Origin of the sequence: Cyanobium sp. Copco_Reservoir_LC18, assembly GCF_009834675.1 — a bacterium.
GTDB classification, from domain to species: Bacteria; Cyanobacteriota; Cyanobacteriia; order PCC-6307; family Cyanobiaceae; genus Cyanobium; species Cyanobium minutissimum.
Genome location: NZ_ASAC01000012.1, coordinates 57,329 through 80,291, shown reverse-complemented (window position 1 = coordinate 80,291; position 22,963 = coordinate 57,329). Strand labels below are relative to the sequence as shown.

Here is a 22,963-nt window from a genome sequence, read left to right as displayed (position 1 = left end):
CATCCCTGCCATGACTGCTTCCCCTTCCTCCACCGCGGCCAGCGACGTCTGCATGTCCCTCCAGGACGTGACGATCTCCTACGGCAGCTTCGAAGCGGTCAAGAACGTCTACATGGATCTGCCCAAGGGCAAGGTGACCGCCTTCATCGGGCCCTCGGGCTGCGGCAAGAGCACGGTGCTGCGGGCCCTCAACCGCATGAACGACCTGATACCGGGCTGCACCCTCAAGGGCCGCGTGATCTTTGATCAGCACGATCTCTACGACAAGCGGGTGGATCCGGTGGAGGTGCGCCGTCGCATCGGCATGGTGTTCCAGAAGCCCAATCCCTTCCCGAAGTCGATCTACGAGAACATCGCCTTCGGGGCCCGGATCAACGGCTACAAGGGCGACATGGATGAGCTGGTGGAACGCTCCCTGCGCAAGGCGGCCGTGTGGGACGAATGCAAGGACAAGCTCCAGGAGAGCGGCCTCTCCCTCTCCGGTGGCCAGCAGCAGCGCCTCTGCATCGCCCGGGCCATCGCCACCGAGCCGGAGGTGATCCTGATGGACGAACCCTGCTCCGCCCTCGATCCGATCTCGACCCTGAAGATCGAGGAGACGATGCATGAACTGAAGCGCAGCTACACGATCATGATCGTCACCCACAACATGCAGCAGGCCGTGCGCGTGGCCGACATGACCGCCTTCTTCAATGCCGAGGCCGTCGAAGGCGGCACCGGCAAGGTGGGCTATCTGGTGGAATTCAACGAGACCGAGAACATCTTCAACTCCCCCAGCCAGCAGTCGACCCTCGACTACGTCAGCGGACGCTTCGGCTGAGCCCCACTCCGGGGAGGAAGCGACATCAGGCCGAACGGGACATCCCGCTCCGTACCAGCGATGGGCCTGATTTTGTCGTGTCGAATCCTGGGGTGAAAGGGCAAAAAAAAGCCGGCCCTGGGGACCGGCTTCAGCAAACGGAGAGGGAGGGATTCGAACCCTCGATAGAGTTGCCCCTATACAGCATTTCCAGTGCTGCGCCTTCGACCACTCGGCCACCTCTCCAGCGGCGAAATGGGGCAGATGGCAATGTAGCAGGGGCTGCACCTGGCCACCGCTCCCCAGCGATCTCACCCCGGCTGCGCCCCCTGCCCCCCGTCCAGCGCCCCATGACCCGCACCCATCCGATCACGGTCCACTGGCGACAGGCCAACCGCGTCATCCGGCTCGATGTTCCGGAAGGGGACTACATCCTGCGCAGCTTCGAGGCCCAGGGCGAACCGCTGCCCTTCAGCTGCCGCAACGGCTGCTGCACCGCCTGCGCCGTGCGGGTGCTGGACGGCAGCATCGACCAGCGGGAGGCCCTCGGCCTCTCCAGGCAGCTGCGGGAGGAGGGCTACGGCCTGCTGTGCGTGGCCCGGGCCACCGGCCCGCTGGAGGTGGAGACCCAGGACGAGGACGAGGTGTACGACCGCCAGTTCGGCCGCTTCTTCGGCCGCGGTCTGGTGCGTCCCGGCCTGCCCCTGGACGACGAATGACCTCGCTCTGCCAGCGGGCCCTGGAGGGGTCCGGCCTCGATGGCGCCGAGCTGGAGCGCCTGCTGCAGGTGGCCCGCGCGGCCGCCGAGGCGGGGGGCCGTGAGCTGCGGCGCCACTTCGGCCGGCTGGAGCAGGTGAAGGAGAAGGGCACGGCGGGCAACCTGGTCACCGAGGCGGACCTGGCGGCCGAAGCGGCCGTGCTGGCGGTGCTGGCGGCCGGCACCCCCACCGTGGCCGTGCTGGCGGAGGAAAGTGGCCAGCTCGCCGGCCAGGGCGACCTGCTCTGGTGCGTCGACCCCCTCGACGGCACCACCAACTACGCCCACGGCTACCCCTTCTTCGGCACCTCCGTGGGACTGAGCTGGCGGGGCCTGCCCCTCCTCGGCGCCCTGGAGGTGCCGGTGCTGGAGGAGCACTACTGGGCGGCCCCGGGACGGGGGGCCTGGTGCAACGGGCGCCGGTTGAGCGTCAGTGATTGCGGCGCCCTGGCCGACTCCCTGCTCGTCACCGGCTTCTCCTACGACCGGGTGCGGCGCCTGGATAACAACTACGCCGAGTTCGCCTGGTTCACCCACCGCAGCCACGGGGTGCGCCGGGCAGGGGCGGCGGCGGTCGACCTGGCCTTCGTCGCCGCCGGCCGGGTCGATGGCTACTGGGAGCGGGGCCTCTCCCCCTGGGATCTGGTGGCCGGCGTGGTGCTGGTGGAGGAGGCCGGCGGGCAGGTGTGCGCCTACGACGGCGGCCCCCTCGACCTGGCCGAGGGACGGGTGATCGCCTGCACCCCCGCCCTGCGTGAGCCGCTGATCGAGGGCCTGGCCCTGTGCCGTCCCCTCAGCGGGGCCAGCTTCGGCGCCCCGGAGCTGGATGCCACTGCCGGAGACCCGGCCGGCGTGGCGACCGACGCTCCATAGGATCCGCCCCACCCCACCGCCCCAGCACTCCCCCTCCATGGCCCTCCAACCTGCCGCCGGCGCCCGGGACCTCAACCCGGGTCAGGTGGACAGCAACCGGCGACTCTGCGACCTGCTGGCCACGGTGTACCGCCTCTGGGGGTACCAGGAGGTGGCGCCGCCCACCATCGAGCGGCTCGACACCCTCGAGGCCGGCGGCGCCATCGCCGAACGGGAGCTCGTGCGGCTGGCGGCCGATGAGCCCCTCGGCCTGCGGCCGGAGCTCACCGCCCCGATCGCCCGGGCCGCCAGCACCCGCATGCTCGGCCGGCCCCGCCCGCTGCGGCTGTGGGCCAGCGGCACCACCTTCCGCAGCTTCATCGGCGATGGCGGCGGCCAGCGCATCAGCGAGCAGCTGCAGAGCGGTGTGGAACTGCTGGGTGAACCCTCCGCCGCCGCCGACACGGAGCTGCTGCATCTGCTGCTGGCCGCCGTGGCCACCCTGGGGCTGGCAGCCGAGCACCGCCCCACCCTGCTGGTGGGCCACCACGGCCTGCTCAGCGCCCTGCTGAGCCAGGTGCCGGCGGAGCAGCGCTCCACGGCACGCCACGCCCTCACCGATTTCGATCCCCTCGCCCTCGCCGCCCTCGCCCTGCCCGACAGCCAGCGCCAGCGGCTGACGGCCCTGATCGGCCTGCGGGGCGAGCCGGTGCGGGTGCTTTACCAGCTGGAGCAGTGGCTCGGTCCGGTGCCGCTGCTGGAGTCGCTCGCCGCCACCCTGGCCAGCGTCCAGGAGCCGGCCAGGGTGCTGGGGGTGCGGGTGCAGCTGGATCCCACCTTCCAGCCCCACTTCGATCTCTACGACGGGCTGGTGTTCAGGCTCGTCTGCCAGGGCGCCGATGCCCCGGTGGCGATCGCCAGCGGCGGCCGCTACGACGGCCTGGTGGGTCGCTTCTGCAGCGACACCGCCCAGGCGGCCGGCACCGGCTTCGGCTTCGACGTGGAGGCCATCCGCGATCTGCTCGAATCGGCAACCACCGCGGCGGCCGACGCGGAGTCGCCGGGTCCCTGGCTGGTGGCCTGCGCCAGCGCCGCCGGGCTCGGGGCGGCCCTGCGCCGCATGGCGGACCTGCACGGCGGCGGCGAGGCGGCCGAACTCTGCACCCAGCCCTGCGCCGACCAGGCGACGGCGGAGCAGCTGGCGGCGGAACGGGGCTGCCGCGGTGCCGTGTGGCTGGCTGCCTAGGATCCGGCCGCCCGGTCTTTCGCGTCGATGGCCCATTCGATCGTCACCAACGTCTGTGAGGGCGTGGCCGACTGCGTCGACGCCTGCCCCGTGGCCTGCATCCACCCCGGCGCGGGGGCGAACAGCAAGGGCACGGCCTTCTACTGGATCGATTTCGACACCTGCATCGACTGCGGCATCTGTCTGCAGGTGTGTCCGGTGGCGGGGGCGATCCTGCCCGAGGAGCGGCCCGACCTGCAGAAGCCCGGCGTCTGAGAACGCGTGGTTCGGGGACCCCACCCTCGCCGCCCTTGAGCCGCCGCGGACCCCCACCTAGGTTCAGGGCGATTCTTCTCTTTCGCCATGACGGTGCTGGAACAGGGCCAGATTCAGATCCACACCGAGAACATCTTCCCGATCATCAAGAAGGCCGTCTATTCCGGCCATGAGGTGTTCCTGCGGGAACTGGTCAGCAACGGCGTCGATGCCATCAGCAAGCGGCGCATGGCCGCCATGGCCGGCGACTGCAGCGAAGGGGAGGAAGGAACGATCGCCATCCGCATCGACCGGGAGGCGAAGACCCTCACCATCAGCGACAACGGCATCGGCATGACCGCCGATGAGGTGAAGCGCTACATCAACCAGGTGGCCTTCTCCAGCGCCGAGGATTTCCTCGAGAAGTACAAGAGCGAAAGCGACGCCATCATCGGCCACTTCGGCCTGGGTTTCTATTCCAGCTTCATGGTGGCCTCCCGGGTGGAGCTGGTCAGCCTCAGCGCCCGGCCCGGTGCCGAGGCGGTGCGCTGGAGCTGTGACGGCTCACCCAACTTCAGCCTCGAAGGGGCGGAGCGCTCCGAACCCGGCACCGATGTGATCCTGCATCTGATGGAGGAGGAGCTGGAGTACATCGAGCCCTCCAGGATCCGCACCCTGATCACCACCTACTGCGACTTCCTGCCGGTGGCGGTGCAGCTGGAGGGCGAAACCGTCAACAAGCGGGAGGCTCCCTGGCGCAAGAGCCCCCGGGAGCTGGGCGACGACGACTACATCGCCCTGTACCGCTATCTCTACCCCTTCCAGGGGGATCCCCTGCTCTGGGTGCACCTCAACACCGACTACCCCTACAACCTGCAGGGCATTCTCTATTTCCCCAGGATCACCGGCCGGGCCGACTGGGAGAAGGGGGAGATCCGCCTCTACTGCAACCAGGTGTTCGTCAGCGATTCGATCAAGGAAGTGGTGCCCCGCTACCTGCTGCCCCTGCGCGGCGTGATCGACTCGCCCGACATTCCCCTCAACGTCAGCCGCAGCGCCCTGCAGACCGACCGCCGGGTGCGCTCCATCGGCAACTTCGTGGCCAAGAAGGTGGGCGACCGGCTCAAGGAGCTGCACCGCGACGAACCGGCCCGTTATGCCGAGATCTGGGATTCCCTGGCCCCCTTCATCAAGATCGGCGCCATGGAGGACGACAAGTTCGCCGACCAGGTGGCCGACCTGATCCTGTTCGGCACCACCGCCGCCGCCGCCGCCGAGACCCCGGCGGAAGGCGAGGACACGGTGGCCCCCGACCCGATCGCCACCGACGGCCGCACTTACACCACCCTGGCCGGCTACCGCGGCCGGCTGCCGGCCGACAACGCCACCCGGATCCTCTACTGCACCGATGAGGCCGGCCAGGCCGGGGCCCTGGCCCTGTGGAAGGGGCAGGGGGCCGAGGTGCTGCTGGCCGACACCCTGATCGATTCCCAGTTCATCCCCTGGCTGGAGGCCCGCCACGGCGACCTGCGCTTCCAGCGGGTCGACGCCGAACTCGATGCCAGCCTGCATGAGCCCGAGAGCGAGCTGGCGGACGCCGACGGGGTGGACAGCGGCGAGAAGCTGCGGGGTCTGTTCAAGGCCGCCCTCGCCAACGACAAGGTCACCATCCAGGTGCAGTCACTGAAGGGGGAGGGATCGCCGGCCGCCCTGATCCTGCTGCCGGAGCAGATGCGCCGCCTCAACGACATGGGGGCGTTGATGGAGCAGCGGCTGCCGGGCCTGCCCGACCACCACGTGCTGCTGGTCAACCGCCGCCATCCCCTGGTGGAGGGCCTGCTGAAGCTCTCCTCCGGTGCCGTGATCACCGGGGGCGGCAGCTCCCCCAGCCTCCAGCTCGCCGAGAGTCTCAGCCGTCATGTCTATGAGATGGCGCGCCTGGCGGTGGGGGGCCTGGAACCCAACCAGCTGGCCGGTTTCCAGCAGCGCAGTGCCGACCTGATGGGACAGCTGATGCAGCGCGGCCTCTGAGGCCGGGGCCGGCGGGCCATGGGATTCCCTTCGGGCTCCCCACCTGCGGAGCCGCTGCCGCAGGGCGCCTAACCTCGCCCCATGGCCCCCCGCCCTCCCCTCTCGAGCCTGCGGCGGTGGCGGTCGCTTCCGAAGGGGCTGACGACGGGCCTGCTGGCCCTGCTGTCGGCGACGGCGCTGCTGCTGCTGCCCGGCTCCGGGCTGTCCAGCTCTGGGCTCTCGAGCCCCCCGGCGTCGACGGCCGAACCCATACCGGTGCGGGTGCTGATGCCCGCGCCCCTGGCCGACGCGGTGGCCGCCCCGGTGGCCCAGTTCAACGCAAGCACGCCCGGGGTGGTGCTGCAGGTGATCCGCGGGCCCCTCGACACCGAGACCATCTCCGATCTGGCCACCGGCAGCCTGCTGCTGGGGGAGGCCCCCTTCGACCTGCTGCTGGTGGATGTCAGCTGGCTGCCCCGCTACGTGGCCGCCGGCTGGTTCGAGCCCCTGGAGCGCTGGTTCGGGCCGGAGCTGCTGGCGGCGATGGAGCCCGGCGCCCGCCTGGGCAATGACCTGGAGGGTCACCTCTGGCGCATGCCCCTCACGGGCGACACCGGCCTGCTCTACTGGCGCACCGATCTGATGGAGCGCCCCCCGCGCGACACCGACGAGCTGGTGGCGATCTCCCGGGACCTGCAGCGTCGCGGCAAAGTCCGCTGGGGCTACCTCTGGCAGGGACGCCAGTACGAGGGGCTGAGCTGCGTGATGGTGGAGGTGCTGCAGGGCTTCGGAGCCCGCTGGTGGAACGGCTCCAGCGCACGCACGGAGCTGGACAGTCCGGAGGCCGTGGCGGCGGCGGGGTGGCTCGCGGCACTGCTGCGGGACGGGGTGAGCCCGCCGGCGGTGGCCAGCTACGCCGAGAACGACACCCTGCAGTCCTTTGCCGCCGGTGACGCCGCCTTCCTGCGCAACTGGCCCTACGTCTGGCGGGAGATCGAGAAGGGCGACGGGCCGGTGAAGGGCAAGGTGGGCGTCACGGCGATGGTGGGGGCTCCCGGCGAGCAGGGGGGCGGCACCCTGGGCACCTGGGGCCTTTCCCTGATCAAGGGCAGCCCCCACCCGGAGGAGGCGGTGGCGGCGATCCGCTGGCTCACCGGTCCGGTGGTGCAGCGCCAGCTCGCCATCGAGCAGGGTTATGCCCCCACCTGGAGCACGCTCTATGACGAACCCGACCTGCAGCGCCGTGCCCCGCTGCTGGCGGTGCAGCGCCAGGCCCTGCAGCATCCCCAGCTGCGTCCGCCCACGCCGGCCTATGCCCAGCTGAGCGACCTGCTGGCCAGGCAGGTGAACGGCATGCTCACCGGCCAGGGGGGCCCCGGTCCGACCATGGCCGCCGCCCAGCGCCAGAGCCTGCAGGTCCTGCGCTCGCTGGCGGGAGCGGCGGGCGACACTGCAGACGGCCGCCCTGCCGAGGACCGATGAAACCCCGTGCGGCCAGCCTGCTGCTGATGGCGCCGGCCCTGCTGCTGCTGGCGGCGGTGTTCTTCTATCCCCTGCTGCGCTACGGCTGGCTGAGCTTCCAGGCCAGTTCGGTGCTCACCGGGCTGGTGCCGGTGCCGAACGGGGGCGCCAACTGGGGGCGGCTGCTCGATGACGCCCGCTTCTGGACGGACGCGGCCCAGACGCTGCGGTTCGCCGTCTGCTCGGTGGCGCTGGAACTGGCCGGGGGCCTGGGGCTGGCCCTGCTGCTGCATCGCCCCCTGCGGGGCCGGGGGACCCTGCGGGCCCTGACCCTGCTGCCCTGGGCCCTGCCCACCACCGTGATGGCCCTGGGCTGGCGCTGGATCCTCAACGATCCCCACGGCCCCCTCAACGCCGCCATCCGCTCCCTCGGCGGCAGCAGCTACGGCTTCCTCTCCACCCCCTCCACCACCTGGTTGTTCGTGGTGCTGGCCGATGTCTGGAAGACCCTGCCGTTCGTGGCCCTGCTGCTGCTGGCCGGACTCCAGACCATTCCCGAGGACCTGGAGGAGGCCCTGCGGCTGGAGGGCGCCGGCCGCTTCCAGATCCTGCGCCGCCTCACCCTGCCGCTGCTGGTGCCTTACCTGGCCCTGGCCGTGATGTTCCGGCTGGCCCAGGCCCTGGGGGTGTTCGACCTGATCCAGGTGCTCAGCGGCGGGGGCCCGGCCGGCAGCACCGAGAGCCTGGCCCTCTACGCCTACCTCAACGCCATGCGCTTCCTCGACTTCGGATACGCCGCCACGGTGATGCTGGCCACCTTCCTGCTGCTGCTGGTCCTGCTCGGTGGCGGCTGGCTGCTGTGGCGGTGGGGTGATCTTCAGGGTCGCCGGGAGGGGGCAGCATGAGACTGCTGGTGCTGCTCTGGAGCCTGGGGCCGCTGCTCTGGCAGCTGCGCACCTCCCTGCTGCGGCCGGAGGCGCTGGTGGCGCCGCTGCTGGAGGGCAACCCCTGGACGCTGGCCAACTACCGGCTGGTGCTCGCCGGCGATCCGCCCTTCTGGCGCTACCTGGGCAACAGCACCGTGGTGGCCCTGGCCACCACCCTGCTCACCCTGCTGCTGGCGGTGCCCTGCGCCTACGGGCTGCAGCAGCAGCGCGGCCTGCTGCGCTGGGGCGTCGGCCTGGCGCTGGTGGGGGCGGCGATGTTCCCCCCCGTGCTGCTGTTCCTGGCGCTGCTGGAGATCGCCCGCCGCTTCGGCCTGGCCAACGACCTGCTCGCCCTCAGCCTGCCCTACGCGGGCCTGTCACTGCCGCTGGCGGTGCTGCTGCTGCGGGCCGCCTTCGCCGACCTGCCCGTCGAGCTGGAGGACGCGGCCCGGCTGGAGGGCCTGGGCCTCGGCCAGCGGCTGCGGCACGTGCTGCTGCCCCTGCTGGGGCCGGCCCTGGCCAGCACGGGCATCCTGGTGTTTCTGGCCAGCTGGAACGAGTACGCCGTCGCCCTCACCTGGATCAGCCGCAGCGACCTGCTCACCCTGCCGATCGCCATCGCCCGGATCGGTGGCGGCTCGGTGTTCACCATCCCCTACGGCGCCTTCGCCGCCGCCACCGTGCTGGGCAGCCTGCCCCTGCTGCTGCTGGTGCTGGTGGCCCAGCGGCCGATCGTCGCGGGTCTCACCCGGGGGGCGGTGAAGGGATGAACGCCGCCGCCGCCGCCGGTCTGGAGCTGCGCCAGCTGTGCCGGGAGGTGGGGGGGCGCCGGCTGCTGGACGGGCTTGATCTGAGCGTCGCCCCCGGCGAATGCCTCGCCCTGCTCGGCCCGAGCGGCTGCGGCAAGTCCACCACCCTGCGGGTGGTGGCGGGGCTGGACCCCGCCAGTGGGGGCCAGGTGCTCCTGGACGGGGTGGACCTGGGCGCCCTCGGCCCGGGCGAACGCCAGGTGGCGATGGTGTTCCAGAGCTACGCCCTCTATCCCCACCTGAGCGTGGAGGGCAACCTGGAACTGGGGCTCAAGGTGCGTGGGGTGCCCGCCGCCGAACGCCAGCGGCGCCTCGGGGCCGTCCTCGAGCTGCTCCAGCTCGACGCGCTGCGCCAGCGCCGCCCCGCCCAGCTCTCCGGCGGCCAGCGCCAGCGGGTGGCCCTGGCCCGGGCCCTGCTGCGCCAGCCGCGGATCATGTTGCTGGATGAGCCGATGAGCAACCTCGACGCCCAGCTGCGGGAGGAGCTGCGACCGGAACTGCGGCGGCTGCTGTGCGGCCGGGAGCAGCCGGTGATCTACGTCACCCACGACCAGCAGGAGGCCCTGGGCATGGCCGACCGCCTCGCCCTGCTGGAAGCCGGCCGGTTGCAGCAGGTGGGCAGCCCGCGGGAGCTCTATGCCGATCCAGCCAACCGCTTCGTGGCCAGCTTCCTGGGACGGCCGGCCATCAACCTGCTGGCGATCGCGCCGGGCCGCCAGCTGGGCCTGCGGCCCGAGCACCTGCACCTGGCCGGCGACGGGACCGTGGAAGCCCGGCTGCGGCGGCGCGAATGGTGGGGCCACCAGCAGCTGCTCTGGTTCGACACCCGCTGGGGCCCGGTGCGGGTGCTCAGCGACCCCGAGGCGCCGGTTCCCGCGGAGCCGCGCCTGGCCTGGCAGCGGCAGCACGAACTCTGGTTCGATCCCCTCAGCGGGGCCCGGCTCCAAGGCCTGGGGGCTGTTTGGTAAAGTCGCAGGCTGGCTCAGGCCTGCACCGTCCACCGTCGTCACCTCGTCATGTCCCGGGTCTGTCAGCTCACCGGCAAGCGCGCCAACAACGGCATGGCCGTCAGCCATTCCCACGTGCGCACCAAGAAGCTGCAGCAGGTGAATCTGCAGGAGCGCCGCCTGTGGTGGGCCGAGGGCAACCGCTTCGTGAAGCTGCGCGTCTCCACCCGCGCCCTCAAGACGATCCAGAAGAAGGGTCTCGGTGCCTATGCCAAGGAGCTGGGCGTCAATCTCGCCAAGGTCTGACCATCCGGCCGGCCCCGCTAGGGTCCGACCCTGATCGAAACCTGGCTGTGAATCGTCGCACCTTTCTGGGGGGATCCCTGCTGGCCGCCCTCGGCTTGCTGGTCCTCCCGGGCCGGGCCCGGGCCATGGGCGGCACCCTTCCCGAGATCGACCAGCCCGCCCCCGCCTTCGACCTTGACGGCGTCGCTCCGTCGGCCGACGGCACCGTCGTCACGACCCACCGCAGCCAGGCCGACTTCCGTGGCCGCTGGCTGGCCCTGTACTTCTACCCCAAGGACTTCACCAGCGGCTGCACCCTGGAAGCCCGGGGATTCCAGAGGGACCTGGAGACCTTCCACGCCCGCAACGCCGAGGTGGTGGGTGTGAGCGCCGATGACCCGGACGCCCACCTCTCCTTCTGCGGCAGCGAGGGTCTGGCCTATCCGCTGCTGTCGGATCCGGGCGGTGCCGTGAGCCGTCGCTACGGCTCCTGGCTGGCACCCTTTTCGGCGCGCCACACTTTTCTGATCGACCCGGACGGGGTGCTCCGCGCCAGCTGGGTGGCGGTCAGGCCCTCCGGCCACAGCCAGGAGGTGCTCGCCGAACTCGCCCGTCTGCAGGGGGACACCCCGACCTGAGCCGTCAACCCACCATCCGGGCCACCGGGGAGGCTCAGCCCTTCAGGCTCTCCAGCACCGCGCGATGCACCTGGCTCTGGAGCTGCAGGTCGGCGATGCCGCTCTGGTTGGGTGGCTGGTCGAGCACGGCGGCCCAGCCCTCCTGCAGCCCTGGAGATGGCGAGGCGTCCAGATCCTGGGAGGGGCAGCCGATGCCGGCCGCCGCGGCGGCCACCTTGGGGTCGTAACTGAGGGCGGCGCAGGGGCTGCCCGCCAGGGCCGCCAGGATCAGGCCGTGCAACCGCATGGCCACCACCAGACCGGCCTGGGCGAAGGCGTCCATGGCCTCCTGGGGGGTCGCGGCCCCCAGCTCGCGGCTGCGGGCGGCCAGGGCCGGCCCCACCAGACCCTGGCGGGTGAGAGCGGCCAGCAGGCCCCGGTCCTGGTCCTGGTGGAAGGGCAGCCAGTGCACCGGGCGGCCGGCGGCCACCGCCAGCCCCTCAAGGGCCTGCAGGTAGGGCCGCCAGGTGTCGGCATCGAGCTGGCGCACCGGCCGGAAGCAGACCACGATCGGACCGCCCCTGCCATTCCAGGCCCTGGCGGGCAGCGCCCAGACCGGATCGCTGCCGACGCGGTCCGCCACGCCCCAGGACCTGGCCTGGGCCGCGGAGGCCGGGTCCCGCCAGCTGATCGCCGTGGCCAGGGGCAGCAGCCCCCGCACCAGCAGCCGGCTGCGGCGGCGCCGCAAGGGCCCGAGGCCCTGGCCCCAGAGCAGGACGGGCTTGCCCCGGGTGCGGGCCGCCAGCATCAGGGCGCCGTAGTACAGGAGGCTGCGGAAGCTGGTGGCGTCCTGAAGCAGGCTGCCGCCGCCGAGCACCAGGGCGTCGCAGCGGCCCAGGGCGGCCAGCACCCCCTGCAGCCGCCGGCGGTCGGTGGTCTCCACCCCGAAGCGCTCCCGCACCAGGGCCTGGTCATGGGCCGTGACCAGGGGCCGGCACCCCCCCGGCAGCTGGTCCAGCAGCACCTCCAGCAGGGCATCGTCGCCGAGGTTGTGCTCGCCGTAGTAGCCGCAGATCAGAGCACGCATCCGACGCAACGGCGGGTCCGGCTCCGTACATTACGGATCGCACCAGGCCCCGCCCATGCACGCGCTGTCGCTGCCCACCTGGTGGATCCACATCACCTCGGTGCTGGAGTGGATGCTGGCGATCCTGGCCGTTCAGGCCTTCGGCCGCCGGCGACGGGAAGGGGGCTGGCGCTGGCTGGCCCTGGCGATGGTGCCGGCGCTGGTGAGCGCCATGGCCGCCTGCACCTGGCATCTGTTCGACAACAGCGCGGCCCTCAAGGGGCTGGTGGTGCTGCAGGCGGGCCTCACCGCCGCGGGCAACGGGGCGATGGCCCTGGCCGCCTGGAACCTGCTGCGGCAGCAGGGGCTCTCCCCGGAGGAGGAAGCGCCGTGAGCCTGCCCCTGGCCGCCTGGTTCCAGGGCCTCGGCGCCATCGATCCGGCCCCGTTCTTCGTGCTCTCCCTGCTCCCCTACCTGGCTTTCCTGTGGTGGGCCCGCCAGGTGCGGGCCTTCCCAAGGCTGGCGCTGCGGGGATTCCAGCTGACCCTGCTGTTCGTGGCGGTCACGATCGCCGCCGCGGTGGTGGCCCAGCAGGTCTACGGGCGGCAGCTGGCGGACGTCGATCCCCTGCACGGCGGCGCCGAAGCCTTCCTGACCCTCAGCAACCTGGTGGTGCTGCTGGGGTTCCGGCTGCTGCCGGAGCCGGCCCCTGAGAAAGGTCCGGCGGCGGGCTCAGCCCCACCCCAGGTGAACAAGTCTTAAGGGGGCGGGGCACAGCTCGCCCTGACCCGGAAGATGGGGCGTCGCCACGTGCATCATGATCGCTCCTCTCCTGGCCATGGCTCCCGCTTCGATCAGCTGGTCCCCGAAGGTGGCCCTGGTCATGATCGTCTGCAACGTCATCGCCATCGCCATCGGCAAGGCCACCATCCAGCAGCAGAACGTCGGCCTCAAGCTGCCCAGCGACAACTTCTTCGGCGGCTTCAGCCACGGCGCCATGCTCGGCACCACCAGCCTGGGCCACATCCTGGGCATGGGCGCGATCCTCGGCCTGGCCTCCCGCGGCGTCCTCTGAGCCCTCAGCGCCAGCCGAGCAGGTACGGCATCGCCCTGAGGCCGTAGCGCTCGAAGCGATAGCCGAACAGCAGGGCCGAGAGATCCTCCGCCCGGCTGTTCTCCAGGCCCCGCAGCACCTGATCCAGCCGCCCATCGGCCCGAGGCCCGTGCAGGCCCAGCCAGGTGCGCCGGGCCAGGCGTCCGCTGAGCGACCAGCGCCAGCCCAGGGCACGGCGCAGCCGAGGCGCGTAGTCCCGCAGGGCTCGCTCCGCCTGCATCGATGAACCCGCCGGGGCCGTGAGGCCCTCCAGCAGCAGCGGGGCGAGCACGGCGCTGCTGGTCAGGGCGTGGCGGATCCCTTCGCCACCGAGCAGGTTGGCGGTGCTGACCGCATCCCCCAACCCCACCAGCCGGCCGCGCCGATGGGGCTCCCGGCGCCGGATCGTGCTACGCACCAGGCCGCCGTGGCGGTCGAGCACCTCGAAGGGCTCGCGGCTGGCTCCATTGGCCGCCCCGCCCTCCGCCAGCAACCGGCGGCCCAGCTCGTTGATCAGCCCCCCCAGGGGAGGTTGCTGGCGCTGGGGGTCCACCAGCCTGCAGACGCCGAGCTTCAGCACCCCGTGCTGCATCGGAAAGATCCAGCCGTAGCCCTGGGGCACCCAGTCGCTGCCCAGGCAGAAGCTGAGCCGGTCGGCCCAGCGCTCCCAGCAGGCTGGGGACACCCGCAGCAGCCATTCCAGGCCGGCGGCCCGCACCAGCCCATCGCGCCGGCGCTCGGACACCGGTGGCTCCCCCAGCAGGGCCCGCCCGTGGCCGCTGGCATCCACCGTCCAGTCACTGAGGACCTCAAGGGTGCTGCCATCGCTTCGGCGCAGCAGGGTCACCATCCGCTCGCCCTCCTGGCGGCTGGCGCAGGCGTGCAGTCCCAGCTGCACCCGCCCGCCCCAGCGGCGGCACTGGTCGGCCTGCCAGCGGCGCAGGGCCCCGAAATCGAGCACCACTCCGAGCGGACGGGGCGAGGTCCAGCACCGGGTGGAGGGCCCGGGTCCGATCAGCTGCCAGTGGCGCCAGCGGCTGCCCACCACCTCCGCCGGCAGGCCCAGCCTGACCATGGTCTCGATCGGCAGGGCGGCGCTGCTGAAGGCGGAACGGGTCAGGTCCTCGAGCCGGTCGACCAGCACCACATCCACCCCCTGGAGGGCCAGACGCCGGGCCAGGTCGCCGCCGGCCGGACCGGCCCCCACCACCAGCACCTGGCAGCGGAGGGTCGACTCAGACGGCAAGGGCGGTGGGAACGGTGGCGCGGAAGACGGGCCCGAAACGCTCGAGGATGCGATCGGCCATCTGGGACGGCGTCAGGCCAAGGCGCTCCTTGCTCTGGTCGGGGCTGGCGTGGTCCACCAGGACATCGGGGATGCCGAGGCGCAGCACCGGCACGGGCAGGTCGTGATCGTTGAAGGATTCCACCACGGCGGCACCGAAGCCCCCCGGCAGGGCCCCCTCCTCCATCGTCACGACCCGGCCGATGCGGCGGGCCAGGGGCAGCAGCAGCGCCTCATCAAGGGGCCGCAGGAAGCGGGCATTGACCACCGCCGCCCGCAGGCCCTTCTCCTGCAGCAGGCCGGCGGTGGCCATCGCCGGCGCCACCATGGCCCCATAGGCCACGATCAGCACGTCGTCACCGTCGGTGAGCAGCTCACCGCGGCCGATCTCCAGGGGCTGCCAGCCCTCGTCCATCAGCGGCACCCCTTCCCCTTCACCGCGGGGAATGCGGATGGCGCAGGGGCCATCGTGGGCGATCGAGGTGACCAGCATGCGCTGCAGCTCGGCCTCGTCCTTCGGGGCCATCACCGTGAAATTGGGGACGGCCCGCAGGTAGCTGATGTCGTACTGCCCCTGGTGGGTGGGGCCGTCGGCGCCGACGATGCCGGCCCGGTCGAGCACGAAGGTGACGGGCAGCTTCTGGATGCCCACATCGTGGATGAGCTGGTCGTAGGCCCGCTGCAGGAAGGTGCTGTAGATCGCCACCACCGGCCGCAGGCCCTCGCAGGCCATGCCCGCCGCCATGGTGACGGCATGCTGCTCGGCGATGCCGACATCGAAGTACTGCTGGGGCAGGGCCTTCTCCAGCAGATCCAGGCCCGTGCCGGTGGCCATGGCGGCGGTGATGCCCACCACCCGGGAGTCCTGCTCGCAGATCTTGACCAGGGTCTGGCCGAACACCTTGCTCCAGCTGGGCGGCTTGGGTTTGCTGGACGGGTAGGCCTTGCCGGTGGCCAGGTCGAAGGCCGACTGGGCGTGGTACCCCACCTGATCGGCTTCGGCGTAGGGGTAGCCCTTGCCCTTGGTGGTGGCCACATGCACCAGCACCGGGCCGTCGCAGCGGTGGGCCGCCTGGAAGGTGCGCACCATCTCGGGGATGTCGTGGCCGTCGATCGGGCCCACGTAGGTGAAGCCCAGCTCCTCGAACACGGCGCCCACCTTGGGCACCGCCAGCCGCTTCATGCTCTCCTTGAGGGTCTTGAGCTCGGTGGGCAGCTCCCCGTGCAGGAAGGGCAGGTGCTTCACCGCCTCCTCGGCGCTGCCGGAGAGGAACTGCACCGGCTTGCTGAGCCGCATGCGGTTGAGGTGGGTGGAGAGGGCCCCCACCGGCGGTGAGATCGACATGTCGTTGTCGTTCAGCACCACCAGCAGCTTGGTGCGGGGCAAGTGGCCCGCATGGTTGATGGCCTCCAGGGCCATGCCGCCGGTGAGGGCGCCATCACCGATCACGGCGACACATTTGAAGTCCTCGCCGCGGCGGTCGCGGGCCAGGGCCATGCCCAGGGCGGCCGAGATGCTGGTGGAGGCGTGGCCGGCGCCGAAGTGGTCGAAGCGGCTCTCGCTGCGCTTGAGATAGCCCGCCACACCGCCCTGCTGGCGCAGGGTGTGGAAATCCTTGTAACGGCCCGTCACCAGCTTGTGGGGGTAGGCCTGGTGACCCACATCCCAGACCACCCGGTCGTGGTCGAGGTCGAGGGTCTGGTAGAGGGCGAGGGTGAGTTCCACGACCCCCAATCCCGGACCGAGGTGCCCGCCGCTGGTGGCCACCACCTCCAGGTGCTTCTCGCGGATCTGGCGAGCCATGGCCTCGAGTTCTGCGGTGCTCAGGCCGTGCAGCTGATTCGGATGGCTCAGCTCGCTCAGATGCATGCCCGTCCTTGCTTCCAGATGGCCAATCTACGGGGTTCGCCCCGGCACACGGCGACGGATGCCACCGTTCCGGGGTCGGGTTGCGACACTGGAGCCATGACCACGGCCGACAACGACGACGCCTTTCCCGGGGCGACCGCCTATCTGCAGCGGATCCTGCGGGCCCGGGTGTACGACGTGGCGATCGAGTCTCCCCTCGATCCCGCCCCCAACCTCTCCCGCCGGCTCCACAACCAGGTGCTGCTCAAACGGGAGGATCTCCAGCCCGTGTTCAGCTTCAAGCTGCGCGGGGCCTACAACAAGATGGCCGGCCTGGAGCGGGCGGAGCTCGACCGGGGGGTGATCGCCGCCAGCGCCGGCAACCACGCCCAGGGGGTGGCCCTGGCGGCCCAGCGGCTGGGCTGCACCGCCGTGATCGTGATGCCGGTCACGACGCCGGAGATGAAGGTGCGCTCCGTGGCGGCCCGGGGGGCCGAGGTGGTGCTCCACGGCGACACCTACGACGAGGCCTGCGAGGAAGCGCACCGGCTGCAGCGCCAGCGGGGACTCACCTTCATCCATCCCTTCGACGATCCGGACGTGATCGCCGGCCAGGGCACCGTCGCCCTGGAGATCCTGCGCCAGTGCTCCGATCCCCCCGATGCCATCTACGTGGCGGTGGGCGGCGGCGGCCTGATCGCGGGCATCGGCGCCTACGTCAAGAGCCTCTGGCCCCGGGTGGAGGTGGTCGGCGTCGAGCCGAGCGATGCCGACGCCATGACCCGCTCCCTGGCGGCGGGGGAGCGGGTGCGGCTGGATCAGGTGGGCCTGTTCGCCGACGGGGTGGCCGTGCGTCAGGTGGGGGTTCACACCTTCGCCCTGGCCCAGCGCTGCGTCGACCGCATGGTGACGGTGGACACCGACGAGATCTGCGCCGCCATCAAGGACGTCTTCGAGGACACCCGCTCGATCCTGGAACCCGCCGGCGCCCTCTCGGTGGCGGGCATGAAGAAGGACGTGGCCCAGCGGCAGCTCCGGGACCGCACCCTGGTGGCGGTGGCCTGCGGCGCCAACATGAACTTCGACCGGCTGGCCTTCGTGGCCGAACGGGCCGAGCTGGGGGAGGAGCGCGAAGCCCTGCTGGCGGTGGAGATCCCGGAGAAGCCGGGCAGCCTGGCCCGGTTCTGCGCCGTCCTCGGCCAGCGCAGCCTCACCGAGTTCAGCTACCGCCTCGCCGACCCCCGGCTGGCCCACATCTTCGTGGGGGTGCAGATCAGCGGCCACCAGGACACCCGCCAGCTGATGGACGCCCTGGAATCCCAGGGGTTTCCCTGTCTGGATCTGAGCGGCGACGAGCTGGCCAAGCTCCACCTCTGCCACATGGTGGGCGGCCGGTTGCCGGCCAGTGCGGGGGCGGCCCTCGACCAGGGGGAGGAGCGGCTGTACCGCTTCGTGTTCCCGGAGCGGCCCGGGGCCCTGATGGCCTTCGTGAACGCCCTGCACCCGAACTGGAACATCAGCATCTTCCACTACCGCAACCACGGCGCCGACGTCGGACGCATCGTGGTCGGGGTTCAGGTGCCCCCGGGGGAACTGGAGGCCTGGCGGGCCTTCCTCGCCGATCTCCCCTACCAGCACTGGGAGGAGACGGGCAATCCGGCCTACCGGCTGTTCCTGGGGGAGGTGGGACGGCCCTTGCCCAGTCCGGGCGGGCTGGTGGGGGTCTGAGGCCTGCGATACGTTGCCGCCACGCCGTGCCGGACGTCCCCATGGCTGAACCCGACGCCCTGCACCCCGAAGGCGAGCCCTCCGCGGCGGCCACCCCGGGGCTGTCCCTGCCGGCCCGGCTCGAGGCGATTCTCTACCTGAAGGGCCGGCCCCTGGAGCTGGGGGAGCTGGCCGCCATCGCCGGCATCGACCGGGACGAGGCCGAGCTGGCCCTGATCACCCTGATGGCCGACTACGCCCATCGCGACACCGCCCTGGAGATCCATCAGGAGGGCCAGCACTACGCCCTGCAGCTGCGGGCCGGCCTGGGGGATCTGGTCCAGAACCTGCTGCCGGTGGATCTCTCGGTCGCCGCCCTGCGGACCCTGGCCACCATCGCCCTCAAGAAGCGCCTGCTGCAATCGGAGCTGGTGGAGCTGCGCGGCTCGGGGGCCTATGACCACATCAGGGAGCTCCTCGCCCAGGACTTCATCGAACGCCGCCGCCAGAGCGACGGCCGCTCCTACTGGCTGAGCCTGAGCGAGAAATTCCATCGCACCTTCTCCCTGAAGGCCGATGATCTGGCCGCCCTCGGCACCCGCCTGGCGGCCGCCGAGACGGCCGGAACGCCGCCGCCGCCCGGCGGGGAGGCGGATCCATAGAGTTGGCCCAACAGCTGGCGCAAGCCTGCGCCCCCATCCTCCGACCCCTTCCATGAGCATCCTCGTCTTCCTGCTCCAGGTGCTGGCCCAGACCCTGAGCATCTACCTCCTGGTGCTGCTGGTCCGGGTGCTGCTGAGCTGGTTCCCCAATCTCGACTGGAGCAATCCGCTGCTCTCCAGCGTCAGCGCCATCACCGACCCCTACCTCAACGCCTTCCGGGGCCTGATTCCGCCGCTGGGTGGCCTCGACCTCTCGGCGCTGGTGGCCTTCATCGCCCTGCAGCTGGCCCAGAGCCTGCTGGGGGCGTCGATCGCCAGCCTCTCCGGCGGCCTTCCCTACTGAGGCTCCCCGGCCGGGGATGCCGCCAGGGCCTCCTCCAGGGGCAGGAGTTCGTCGTCCACGCCGGCACGGGTGCGCACCGGGGCGCTGAACCCCCGGGCCTTGACGCTGCGGGTGCCCAGGGGCCCCGGGGTGCCGGCCGGCACCGCCAGCCGCAGCGCAAAGCTGGAGCGCCCGGGGGGCACATCACCGATCGATCCCACCCGGGTGCGGTTCGGCAGCACCGGTTCACCGCTGGCATCGAGGATCAGACCGAACACATCGGTATCCACCACCGGCTTCGATCCGTTGTTCACCACCACCCCCCGCAGGGCCCAGCAGGTGGCGCCACTGGGGCGGGCCAGGGTCGGCTGGGTGCCCAGGTCATCGGCGGGGCAGGGCTCCAGCACCACATCGGAAACCTTCAGATCGGTGGCGCCGGCCAGGGCCGGGGCACCGCAGACCACCAGCAGCACGATCGACAGCCGCAGCAGCAGCCGGAGCAGGGGGCCGACCCGGGCGTCGGCCAGCGGGCGTGGCCGGCGGCCGGCCGGAGTCCGGGTCCCTGGAACGACGAGTCCTGCCTGAGTCACCGCCGATCGCCGCTGCCTGCGATCACGTTACGGTTCGCCCGGTCGGCCAGCTTGGCCAGGTTGGCGGCCGCCACGTCATCGAGATCCAACCCCAGTTCCGTGGCCAGCTGGGCCACGTACCAGAGCACGTCCCCCAGCTCCAGCCGCAGATCCTCGCGAACCTCGGGGCCGAACACCCCCGCCCGATCGCGCAGCACCTTCTTCACCTTGTCGGCCACTTCGCCGGCCTCGCCGCACAGGCCCAGGGTGGGATAAAGGATGTTGTTGCCGGCCTCGGGGTAGCGGGCCGTCTCACGGGAGCGTTGCTGGTAGTCGTGAAAGTCCATTCCAAGCGCGCTCCGGGCAAGTCCGGATGGTAGTTTCCGCCCCTGTACAAGGTCGTTCAATGGCCCCTCACGATCTCATGCGTCGCACAAAGATCGTGGCCACGATCGGGCCCGCCACCGAGTCGCCCGAGGTGTTGCGGCAGCTGATCGCCGCCGGCGCCACCACCTTCCGTCTCAACTTTTCCCACGGCGATCACAGCGATCACGCCGATCGGATCGCCACCATCCGCCAGGTGGCCCACGAACTGGGCGTCCACATCGGCATCCTGCAGGACCTGCAGGGCCCCAAGATCCGCCTGGGCCGCTTCCAGGCCGGTCCCATCACCCTGGCCAAGGGGGATCCCTTCTCCCTCACCTCCCGGGCCGTCAACTGCGACAACACCATCGCCACCGTCACCTACGACCGTCTGGCGGACGAGGTGACCAGCGGCAGCCGCATCCTGCTGGACGACGGCCGGGTGGAGATGGTGGTGGTGGAGGTGGACGGCCCCGGGCAGACCCTGAAGTGCAAGGTCACCGTCGGCGGGGTGCTCTCCAACAACAAGGGGGTCAACTTCCCCGATGTGCAGCTCTCGATCCGGGCCCTCACCCCCAAGGACCGGCGCGACCTGGCCTTCGGGCTGCAGCAGGGCGTCGACTGGGTGGCCCTGAGCTTCGTGCGCAACCCCTCCGACATGCTGGAGATCCGGGAGCTGATCCGCAGCCAGGGCCACAACACCCCGGTGGTGGCCAAGATCGAGAAGTTCGAGGCCATCGACGCCATCGACGCGATCCTGCCCCTCTGCGACGGGGTGATGGTGGCCCGGGGCGACCTCGGGGTGGAGATGCCCGCCGAGGAGGTGCCGCTGCTGCAGAAGGAGCTGATCCGCAAGGCCAACAGCCTCGGCATCCCGATCATCACGGCCACCCAGATGCTCGATTCGATGGCCTCCTGCCCCCGGCCCACCCGGGCCGAGGTGAGCGATGTGGCCAACGCCATCCTCGACGGCACCGATGCGGTGATGCTCTCCAACGAGACGGCCGTCGGCGACTACCCGGTGGAGGCGGTGGCCACCATGGACCAGATCGCCCGCCGCATCGAACGCGACTACCCCCAGCGGGTGCTGGACAGCCACATGGCGACCACCATCCCCAACGCCATCTGTCAGGCCGTCAGCAGCATCGCCCGCCAGCTGAACGCCGCGGCGATCCTGCCCCTCACCAAGACCGGCTCCACGGCGCGCAACGTCAGCAAGTTCCGCCCCAGCACCCCGATCCTGGCGATCACCTCCGATGTCACCGTGGCCCGGCAGCTGCAGCTGGTGTGGGGGGTCAACCCCCTGCTGATCCAGGACGAGTCCAGCAGCAGCCGCACCTTCAGCGTCGCCATGGCCACGGCCCAGCAGATGGGGCTCCTGGGCGCCGGTGATCTGGTGGTGCAGACCGCCGGCACCCTTGAAGGGGTGTCCGGCTCCACCGACCTGGTCAAGGTGGGCATCGTCTCGGCCGTCATGGGCCGGGGTGTGGGCATCGGCAGCGGCACCGTCAGCGGCAAGGTGCGCCTGGCCAGCTCGCCGGAGGATGCGGCCCGCCTGGAGGCCGGCGAGATCCTGGTGGTGCGCGAGACGAGCGCCGCCTACCTGGAGGCGATCCGCAAGGCCCGCGGGGTGATCGCCGAGGAGGAGGGCCGCCAGAGCCACGCCGCCGTGATCGCCGAGCGCCTGGGCGTCCCCGTGATCGTCGGGGTGGCCAACGCCACCCTCGAACTGCGCATGGGCGAGGTGGTCACCCTTGAGATCCAGGAGGGGGTGGTGCACCGGGGCCCCCGCAGTGCCCACCCTTCGGCGGTGCCCTCTTTCCTCTAGAACCGAAGCGTCTCCGGTTGCGCCGCCATGGCCTCCAAGCTGCCCCTGAGCGAGACGGTGGCCATGGCACTGCTGACGCTGCGCTCCAACCGCCTGCGCAGCCTGCTCACCATGCTCGGCATCGTGATCGGCAACGCCTCGGTCATCACCCTGGTGGGGGTGGGGCGCGGTGCCCAGAACCTGGCCGAGAACCAGCTCAGCACCCTGGGCGCCAATGTGCTGTTCGTGGTGCCCGGCAACAACGACACGCGCCGCCAGGGGATCGAGACCCCGCGCACCCTGGTGCTGGAGGACGCCAAGGCCATCGCCGAGCAGGTGCCGAGCGTGCGCCGCGTCGCCCCCCAGATCACCCTCAACGAGGTGGCCCAGGCGGGGGGGTTCAGCTCCACGATCTCGGTGTCCGGGGTGACGCCGGAATTCCTGCCGGTGCGCAGCTTCGAGGTGACCCGGGGCCGCTTCATCGATGAACGCGATCTCAAGGGCGCCCGCAACGTGGTGGTGATCGGGCCCGATCTGCAGAAGAAGCTGATGCCCACCGGCGAGGCCCTGGGCCGCCAGTTGCGCATCCGCGACAAGTCCTTCGAGGTCATCGGCGTGCTGGCGTCCAAGGGGGCGGTGTTCGGCTCCAACCAGGACGAGAACGCCTACATCCCCCTCACCACCATGGTGAGTCAGCTGAGCGGACGGGATCCCACCTTCGGCGTCAGCCTCACCTTCATCAGCGTCGAAGCCCGCGACGAAGCCAGCACCGGCGCCGCCGCCTTCCAGATCACCAACCTGCTGCGCCAGCGCCACCGCATCCTGCGGGAGGACGATTTCGCCGTGCGCTCCCAGAAGGATGCCCTCACGATCGTCGGCACGATCACCGGCGGGCTCACCCTGATGCTCGCCGCCATCGGCGCCGTGTCCCTGCTGGTGGGCGGGATCGGGATCATGAACATCATGCTGGTGTCGGTGAGTGAACGCACCGAGGAGATCGGCCTGCGCAAGGCCCTCGGAGCCCGCAGCAGCGACGTGCTGCTCCAGTTCCTGGTGGAGTCCCTGGTGCTCGCGAGCCTCGGCGGGGTGATCGGCAGCGCCATGGGCCTGGGCACCGTGGCCCTGGTGGCGGCCTTCACCCCCCTGCCCGCCACGATCGAGCCCAGCACGGTGCTGCTGACGGTGGGGCTGTCCGGCTCGATCGGCCTGTTCTTCGGGGTGGTGCCGGCCCGCCGTGCCGCCCGACTGGATCCGATCGCGGCCCTGAGGAGCCTCTGAAGCCGCCGGCGGGGACGCC

Annotated in this window: 25 protein-coding genes and 1 tRNA gene; 20 read left to right on the top strand and 6 right to left on the bottom strand. The window is 71.0% G+C overall.

Going from position 1 to position 22,963, the window contains the following annotated elements:
• Nucleotides 1-10: 10 nt before the first annotated feature.
• Nucleotides 11-820: a phosphate ABC transporter ATP-binding protein PstB gene (pstB, locus tag L107_RS05720; RefSeq protein ID WP_106220032.1), complete on the top strand. Its 810-nt coding sequence runs from the start codon at nt 11-13 to the stop codon at nt 818-820.
• A 138-nt stretch (nt 821-958) separates the two neighbouring features.
• Here pstB and L107_RS05715 read toward each other — a convergent pair.
• Nucleotides 959-1,045, bottom strand: a tRNA-Ser gene (locus L107_RS05715).
• A 104-nt stretch (nt 1,046-1,149) separates the two neighbouring features.
• Between L107_RS05715 and L107_RS05710 the strand changes: the two genes are divergently transcribed.
• The 11 genes from L107_RS05710 to L107_RS05660 all read left to right on the top strand — a co-directional run bounded on the left by L107_RS05710 (nt 1,150) and on the right by L107_RS05660 (nt 10,964).
• Nucleotides 1,150-1,518 (top strand): 2Fe-2S iron-sulfur cluster-binding protein, encoded by a 369-nt coding sequence (locus L107_RS05710; RefSeq protein ID WP_159816948.1) that lies wholly within the window; start codon nt 1,150-1,152, stop codon nt 1,516-1,518.
• On the top strand, nt 1,515-2,429 hold the full coding sequence (locus L107_RS05705) for an inositol monophosphatase family protein (RefSeq protein WP_159816946.1): 915 nt from the start codon (nt 1,515-1,517) through the stop codon (nt 2,427-2,429). The genes L107_RS05710 and L107_RS05705 overlap by 4 nt, the downstream gene beginning before the upstream one ends.
• 37 nt (nt 2,430-2,466) lie before the next feature.
• Nucleotides 2,467-3,654, top strand: a complete 1,188-nt coding sequence (locus tag L107_RS05700) for an ATP phosphoribosyltransferase regulatory subunit (RefSeq protein WP_159816944.1) — start codon at nt 2,467-2,469, stop codon at nt 3,652-3,654.
• A gap of 27 nt (nt 3,655-3,681) precedes the next feature.
• Nucleotides 3,682-3,909: a ferredoxin family protein gene (locus L107_RS05695; protein WP_159816942.1), complete on the top strand. Its 228-nt coding sequence runs from the start codon at nt 3,682-3,684 to the stop codon at nt 3,907-3,909.
• An 87-nt stretch (nt 3,910-3,996) separates the two neighbouring features.
• Entirely contained in the window at nt 3,997-5,919 is a 1,923-nt protein-coding gene (gene htpG / locus L107_RS05690; protein ID WP_159816940.1) for a molecular chaperone HtpG, read from the top strand.
• 81 nt (nt 5,920-6,000) lie between these two features.
• Nucleotides 6,001-7,380, top strand: coding sequence for an extracellular solute-binding protein (locus tag L107_RS05685; RefSeq protein ID WP_159816938.1), 1,380 nt, complete (start codon nt 6,001-6,003; stop codon nt 7,378-7,380).
• Nucleotides 7,377-8,264 (top strand): carbohydrate ABC transporter permease, encoded by an 888-nt coding sequence (locus tag L107_RS05680; protein WP_159816936.1) that lies wholly within the window; start codon nt 7,377-7,379, stop codon nt 8,262-8,264. The genes L107_RS05685 and L107_RS05680 overlap by 4 nt, the downstream gene beginning before the upstream one ends.
• Nucleotides 8,261-9,055, top strand: a complete 795-nt coding sequence (locus L107_RS05675) for a carbohydrate ABC transporter permease (RefSeq protein ID WP_159816934.1) — start codon at nt 8,261-8,263, stop codon at nt 9,053-9,055. The genes L107_RS05680 and L107_RS05675 overlap by 4 nt, the downstream gene beginning before the upstream one ends.
• Entirely contained in the window at nt 9,052-10,062 is a 1,011-nt protein-coding gene (locus tag L107_RS05670; protein WP_159816932.1) for an ABC transporter ATP-binding protein, read from the top strand. The genes L107_RS05675 and L107_RS05670 overlap by 4 nt, the downstream gene beginning before the upstream one ends.
• A gap of 48 nt (nt 10,063-10,110) precedes the next feature.
• Nucleotides 10,111-10,347, top strand: coding sequence for a 50S ribosomal protein L28 (gene rpmB, locus L107_RS05665; RefSeq protein ID WP_106220041.1), 237 nt, complete (start codon nt 10,111-10,113; stop codon nt 10,345-10,347).
• 47 nt (nt 10,348-10,394) lie between these two features.
• The gene (locus L107_RS05660) at nt 10,395-10,964 is read left to right on the top strand and encodes a peroxiredoxin (RefSeq protein ID WP_201295815.1); all 570 of its coding nucleotides are present in this window, start codon (nt 10,395-10,397) and stop codon (nt 10,962-10,964) included.
• Nucleotides 10,965-10,998: 34 nt separating this feature from the next.
• Here the strand turns inward: L107_RS05660 and csaB are convergent, their stop codons facing one another.
• The gene (gene csaB, locus L107_RS05655) at nt 10,999-12,030 is read right to left on the bottom strand and encodes a polysaccharide pyruvyl transferase CsaB (protein ID WP_159816930.1); all 1,032 of its coding nucleotides are present in this window, start codon (nt 12,028-12,030) and stop codon (nt 10,999-11,001) included.
• A 55-nt stretch (nt 12,031-12,085) separates the two neighbouring features.
• Here csaB and L107_RS05650 point away from each other — a divergent pair, with 55 nt between their 5' ends.
• From L107_RS05650 to psaK, 3 genes are read left to right on the top strand one after another with little or no spacing between them, the layout of a single operon-like run.
• Nucleotides 12,086-12,403, top strand: a complete 318-nt coding sequence (locus tag L107_RS05650) for a DUF2499 domain-containing protein (protein WP_159816928.1) — start codon at nt 12,086-12,088, stop codon at nt 12,401-12,403.
• Nucleotides 12,400-12,771: a DUF3593 domain-containing protein gene (locus tag L107_RS05645; RefSeq protein ID WP_159816926.1), complete on the top strand. Its 372-nt coding sequence runs from the start codon at nt 12,400-12,402 to the stop codon at nt 12,769-12,771. Before L107_RS05650 ends, L107_RS05645 begins: the two co-directional genes overlap by 4 nt.
• A 55-nt stretch (nt 12,772-12,826) precedes the next feature.
• Nucleotides 12,827-13,084, top strand: coding sequence for a photosystem I reaction center subunit PsaK (psaK, locus tag L107_RS05640; protein WP_015108267.1), 258 nt, complete (start codon nt 12,827-12,829; stop codon nt 13,082-13,084).
• A 4-nt stretch (nt 13,085-13,088) separates the two neighbouring features.
• Here the strand turns inward: psaK and L107_RS05635 are convergent, their stop codons facing one another.
• Both L107_RS05635 and dxs read right to left on the bottom strand, forming a co-directional pair.
• Nucleotides 13,089-14,348, bottom strand: coding sequence for an NAD(P)/FAD-dependent oxidoreductase (locus tag L107_RS05635; protein ID WP_159816924.1), 1,260 nt, complete (start codon nt 14,346-14,348; stop codon nt 13,089-13,091).
• Complete coding sequence (gene dxs, locus L107_RS05630) at nt 14,338-16,257, bottom strand: 1-deoxy-D-xylulose-5-phosphate synthase (protein WP_159816922.1); 1,920 nt, start codon at nt 16,255-16,257, stop codon at nt 14,338-14,340. The genes L107_RS05635 and dxs overlap by 11 nt, the downstream gene beginning before the upstream one ends.
• A gap of 96 nt (nt 16,258-16,353) precedes the next feature.
• Here dxs and ilvA point away from each other — a divergent pair, with 96 nt between their 5' ends.
• The 3 genes from ilvA to L107_RS05615 are packed head-to-tail and all read left to right on the top strand — an operon-like array spanning nt 16,354 to nt 18,948.
• Nucleotides 16,354-17,964, top strand: a complete 1,611-nt coding sequence (gene ilvA, locus L107_RS05625) for a threonine ammonia-lyase, biosynthetic (RefSeq protein ID WP_159816920.1) — start codon at nt 16,354-16,356, stop codon at nt 17,962-17,964.
• 41 nt (nt 17,965-18,005) lie between these two features.
• Complete coding sequence (scpB, locus tag L107_RS05620) at nt 18,006-18,605, top strand: SMC-Scp complex subunit ScpB (RefSeq protein WP_159816918.1); 600 nt, start codon at nt 18,006-18,008, stop codon at nt 18,603-18,605.
• Nucleotides 18,606-18,657: 52 nt separating this feature from the next.
• Entirely contained in the window at nt 18,658-18,948 is a 291-nt protein-coding gene (locus L107_RS05615; protein WP_106220049.1) for a YggT family protein, read from the top strand.
• On the opposite strand, the gene L107_RS05610 is transcribed toward L107_RS05615, so the two are convergent.
• Nucleotides 18,942-19,415: a hypothetical protein gene (locus tag L107_RS05610; protein WP_159817435.1), complete on the bottom strand. Its 474-nt coding sequence runs from the start codon at nt 19,413-19,415 to the stop codon at nt 18,942-18,944. The two genes, L107_RS05615 and L107_RS05610, sit on opposite strands and share 7 nt — an antisense overlap.
• A gap of 98 nt (nt 19,416-19,513) precedes the next feature.
• Nucleotides 19,514-19,843 (bottom strand): nucleoside triphosphate pyrophosphohydrolase family protein, encoded by a 330-nt coding sequence (locus L107_RS05605; RefSeq protein ID WP_159816916.1) that lies wholly within the window; start codon nt 19,841-19,843, stop codon nt 19,514-19,516.
• A 59-nt stretch (nt 19,844-19,902) separates the two neighbouring features.
• On the opposite strand from L107_RS05605, the gene pyk reads away from it, so the two are divergent.
• Nucleotides 19,903-21,687: a pyruvate kinase gene (gene pyk, locus L107_RS05600; protein ID WP_159816914.1), complete on the top strand. Its 1,785-nt coding sequence runs from the start codon at nt 19,903-19,905 to the stop codon at nt 21,685-21,687.
• Between the two features lie 27 nt (nt 21,688-21,714).
• Entirely contained in the window at nt 21,715-22,944 is a 1,230-nt protein-coding gene (locus tag L107_RS05595; protein ID WP_159816912.1) for an ABC transporter permease, read from the top strand.
• Nucleotides 22,945-22,963 lie beyond the last annotated feature (19 nt).

What these genes read in the sequence shown, in the direction of transcription:
- ilvA (WP_159816920.1), top strand. Translation starts at nt 16,354, where the DNA reads ATGACCACGGCCGACAACGACGACGCCTTTCCCGGGGCGACCGCCTAT.
- L107_RS05680 (WP_159816936.1), top strand. Translation starts at nt 7,377, where the DNA reads ATGAAACCCCGTGCGGCCAGCCTGCTGCTGATGGCGCCGGCCCTGCTG.
- pstB (WP_106220032.1), top strand. Translation starts at nt 11, where the DNA reads ATGACTGCTTCCCCTTCCTCCACCGCGGCCAGCGACGTCTGCATGTCC.
- L107_RS05595 (WP_159816912.1), top strand. Translation starts at nt 21,715, where the DNA reads ATGGCCTCCAAGCTGCCCCTGAGCGAGACGGTGGCCATGGCACTGCTG.
- scpB (WP_159816918.1), top strand. Translation starts at nt 18,006, where the DNA reads ATGGCTGAACCCGACGCCCTGCACCCCGAAGGCGAGCCCTCCGCGGCG.
- L107_RS05695 (WP_159816942.1), top strand. Translation starts at nt 3,682, where the DNA reads ATGGCCCATTCGATCGTCACCAACGTCTGTGAGGGCGTGGCCGACTGC.
- L107_RS05685 (WP_159816938.1), top strand. Translation starts at nt 6,001, where the DNA reads ATGGCCCCCCGCCCTCCCCTCTCGAGCCTGCGGCGGTGGCGGTCGCTT.
- L107_RS05705 (WP_159816946.1), top strand. Translation starts at nt 1,515, where the DNA reads ATGACCTCGCTCTGCCAGCGGGCCCTGGAGGGGTCCGGCCTCGATGGC.
- htpG (WP_159816940.1), top strand. Translation starts at nt 3,997, where the DNA reads ATGACGGTGCTGGAACAGGGCCAGATTCAGATCCACACCGAGAACATC.
- dxs (WP_159816922.1), bottom strand. Translation starts at nt 16,257, where the DNA reads ATGCATCTGAGCGAGCTGAGCCATCCGAATCAGCTGCACGGCCTGAGC.
- csaB (WP_159816930.1), bottom strand. Translation starts at nt 12,030, where the DNA reads ATGCGTGCTCTGATCTGCGGCTACTACGGCGAGCACAACCTCGGCGAC.
- L107_RS05670 (WP_159816932.1), top strand. Translation starts at nt 9,052, where the DNA reads ATGAACGCCGCCGCCGCCGCCGGTCTGGAGCTGCGCCAGCTGTGCCGG.
- psaK (WP_015108267.1), top strand. Translation starts at nt 12,827, where the DNA reads ATGATCGCTCCTCTCCTGGCCATGGCTCCCGCTTCGATCAGCTGGTCC.
- pyk (WP_159816914.1), top strand. Translation starts at nt 19,903, where the DNA reads ATGGCCCCTCACGATCTCATGCGTCGCACAAAGATCGTGGCCACGATC.
- L107_RS05675 (WP_159816934.1), top strand. Translation starts at nt 8,261, where the DNA reads ATGAGACTGCTGGTGCTGCTCTGGAGCCTGGGGCCGCTGCTCTGGCAG.
- L107_RS05700 (WP_159816944.1), top strand. Translation starts at nt 2,467, where the DNA reads ATGGCCCTCCAACCTGCCGCCGGCGCCCGGGACCTCAACCCGGGTCAG.
- L107_RS05605 (WP_159816916.1), bottom strand. Translation starts at nt 19,843, where the DNA reads ATGGACTTTCACGACTACCAGCAACGCTCCCGTGAGACGGCCCGCTAC.
- L107_RS05650 (WP_159816928.1), top strand. Translation starts at nt 12,086, where the DNA reads ATGCACGCGCTGTCGCTGCCCACCTGGTGGATCCACATCACCTCGGTG.
- L107_RS05615 (WP_106220049.1), top strand. Translation starts at nt 18,658, where the DNA reads ATGAGCATCCTCGTCTTCCTGCTCCAGGTGCTGGCCCAGACCCTGAGC.
- rpmB (WP_106220041.1), top strand. Translation starts at nt 10,111, where the DNA reads ATGTCCCGGGTCTGTCAGCTCACCGGCAAGCGCGCCAACAACGGCATG.
- L107_RS05710 (WP_159816948.1), top strand. Translation starts at nt 1,150, where the DNA reads ATGACCCGCACCCATCCGATCACGGTCCACTGGCGACAGGCCAACCGC.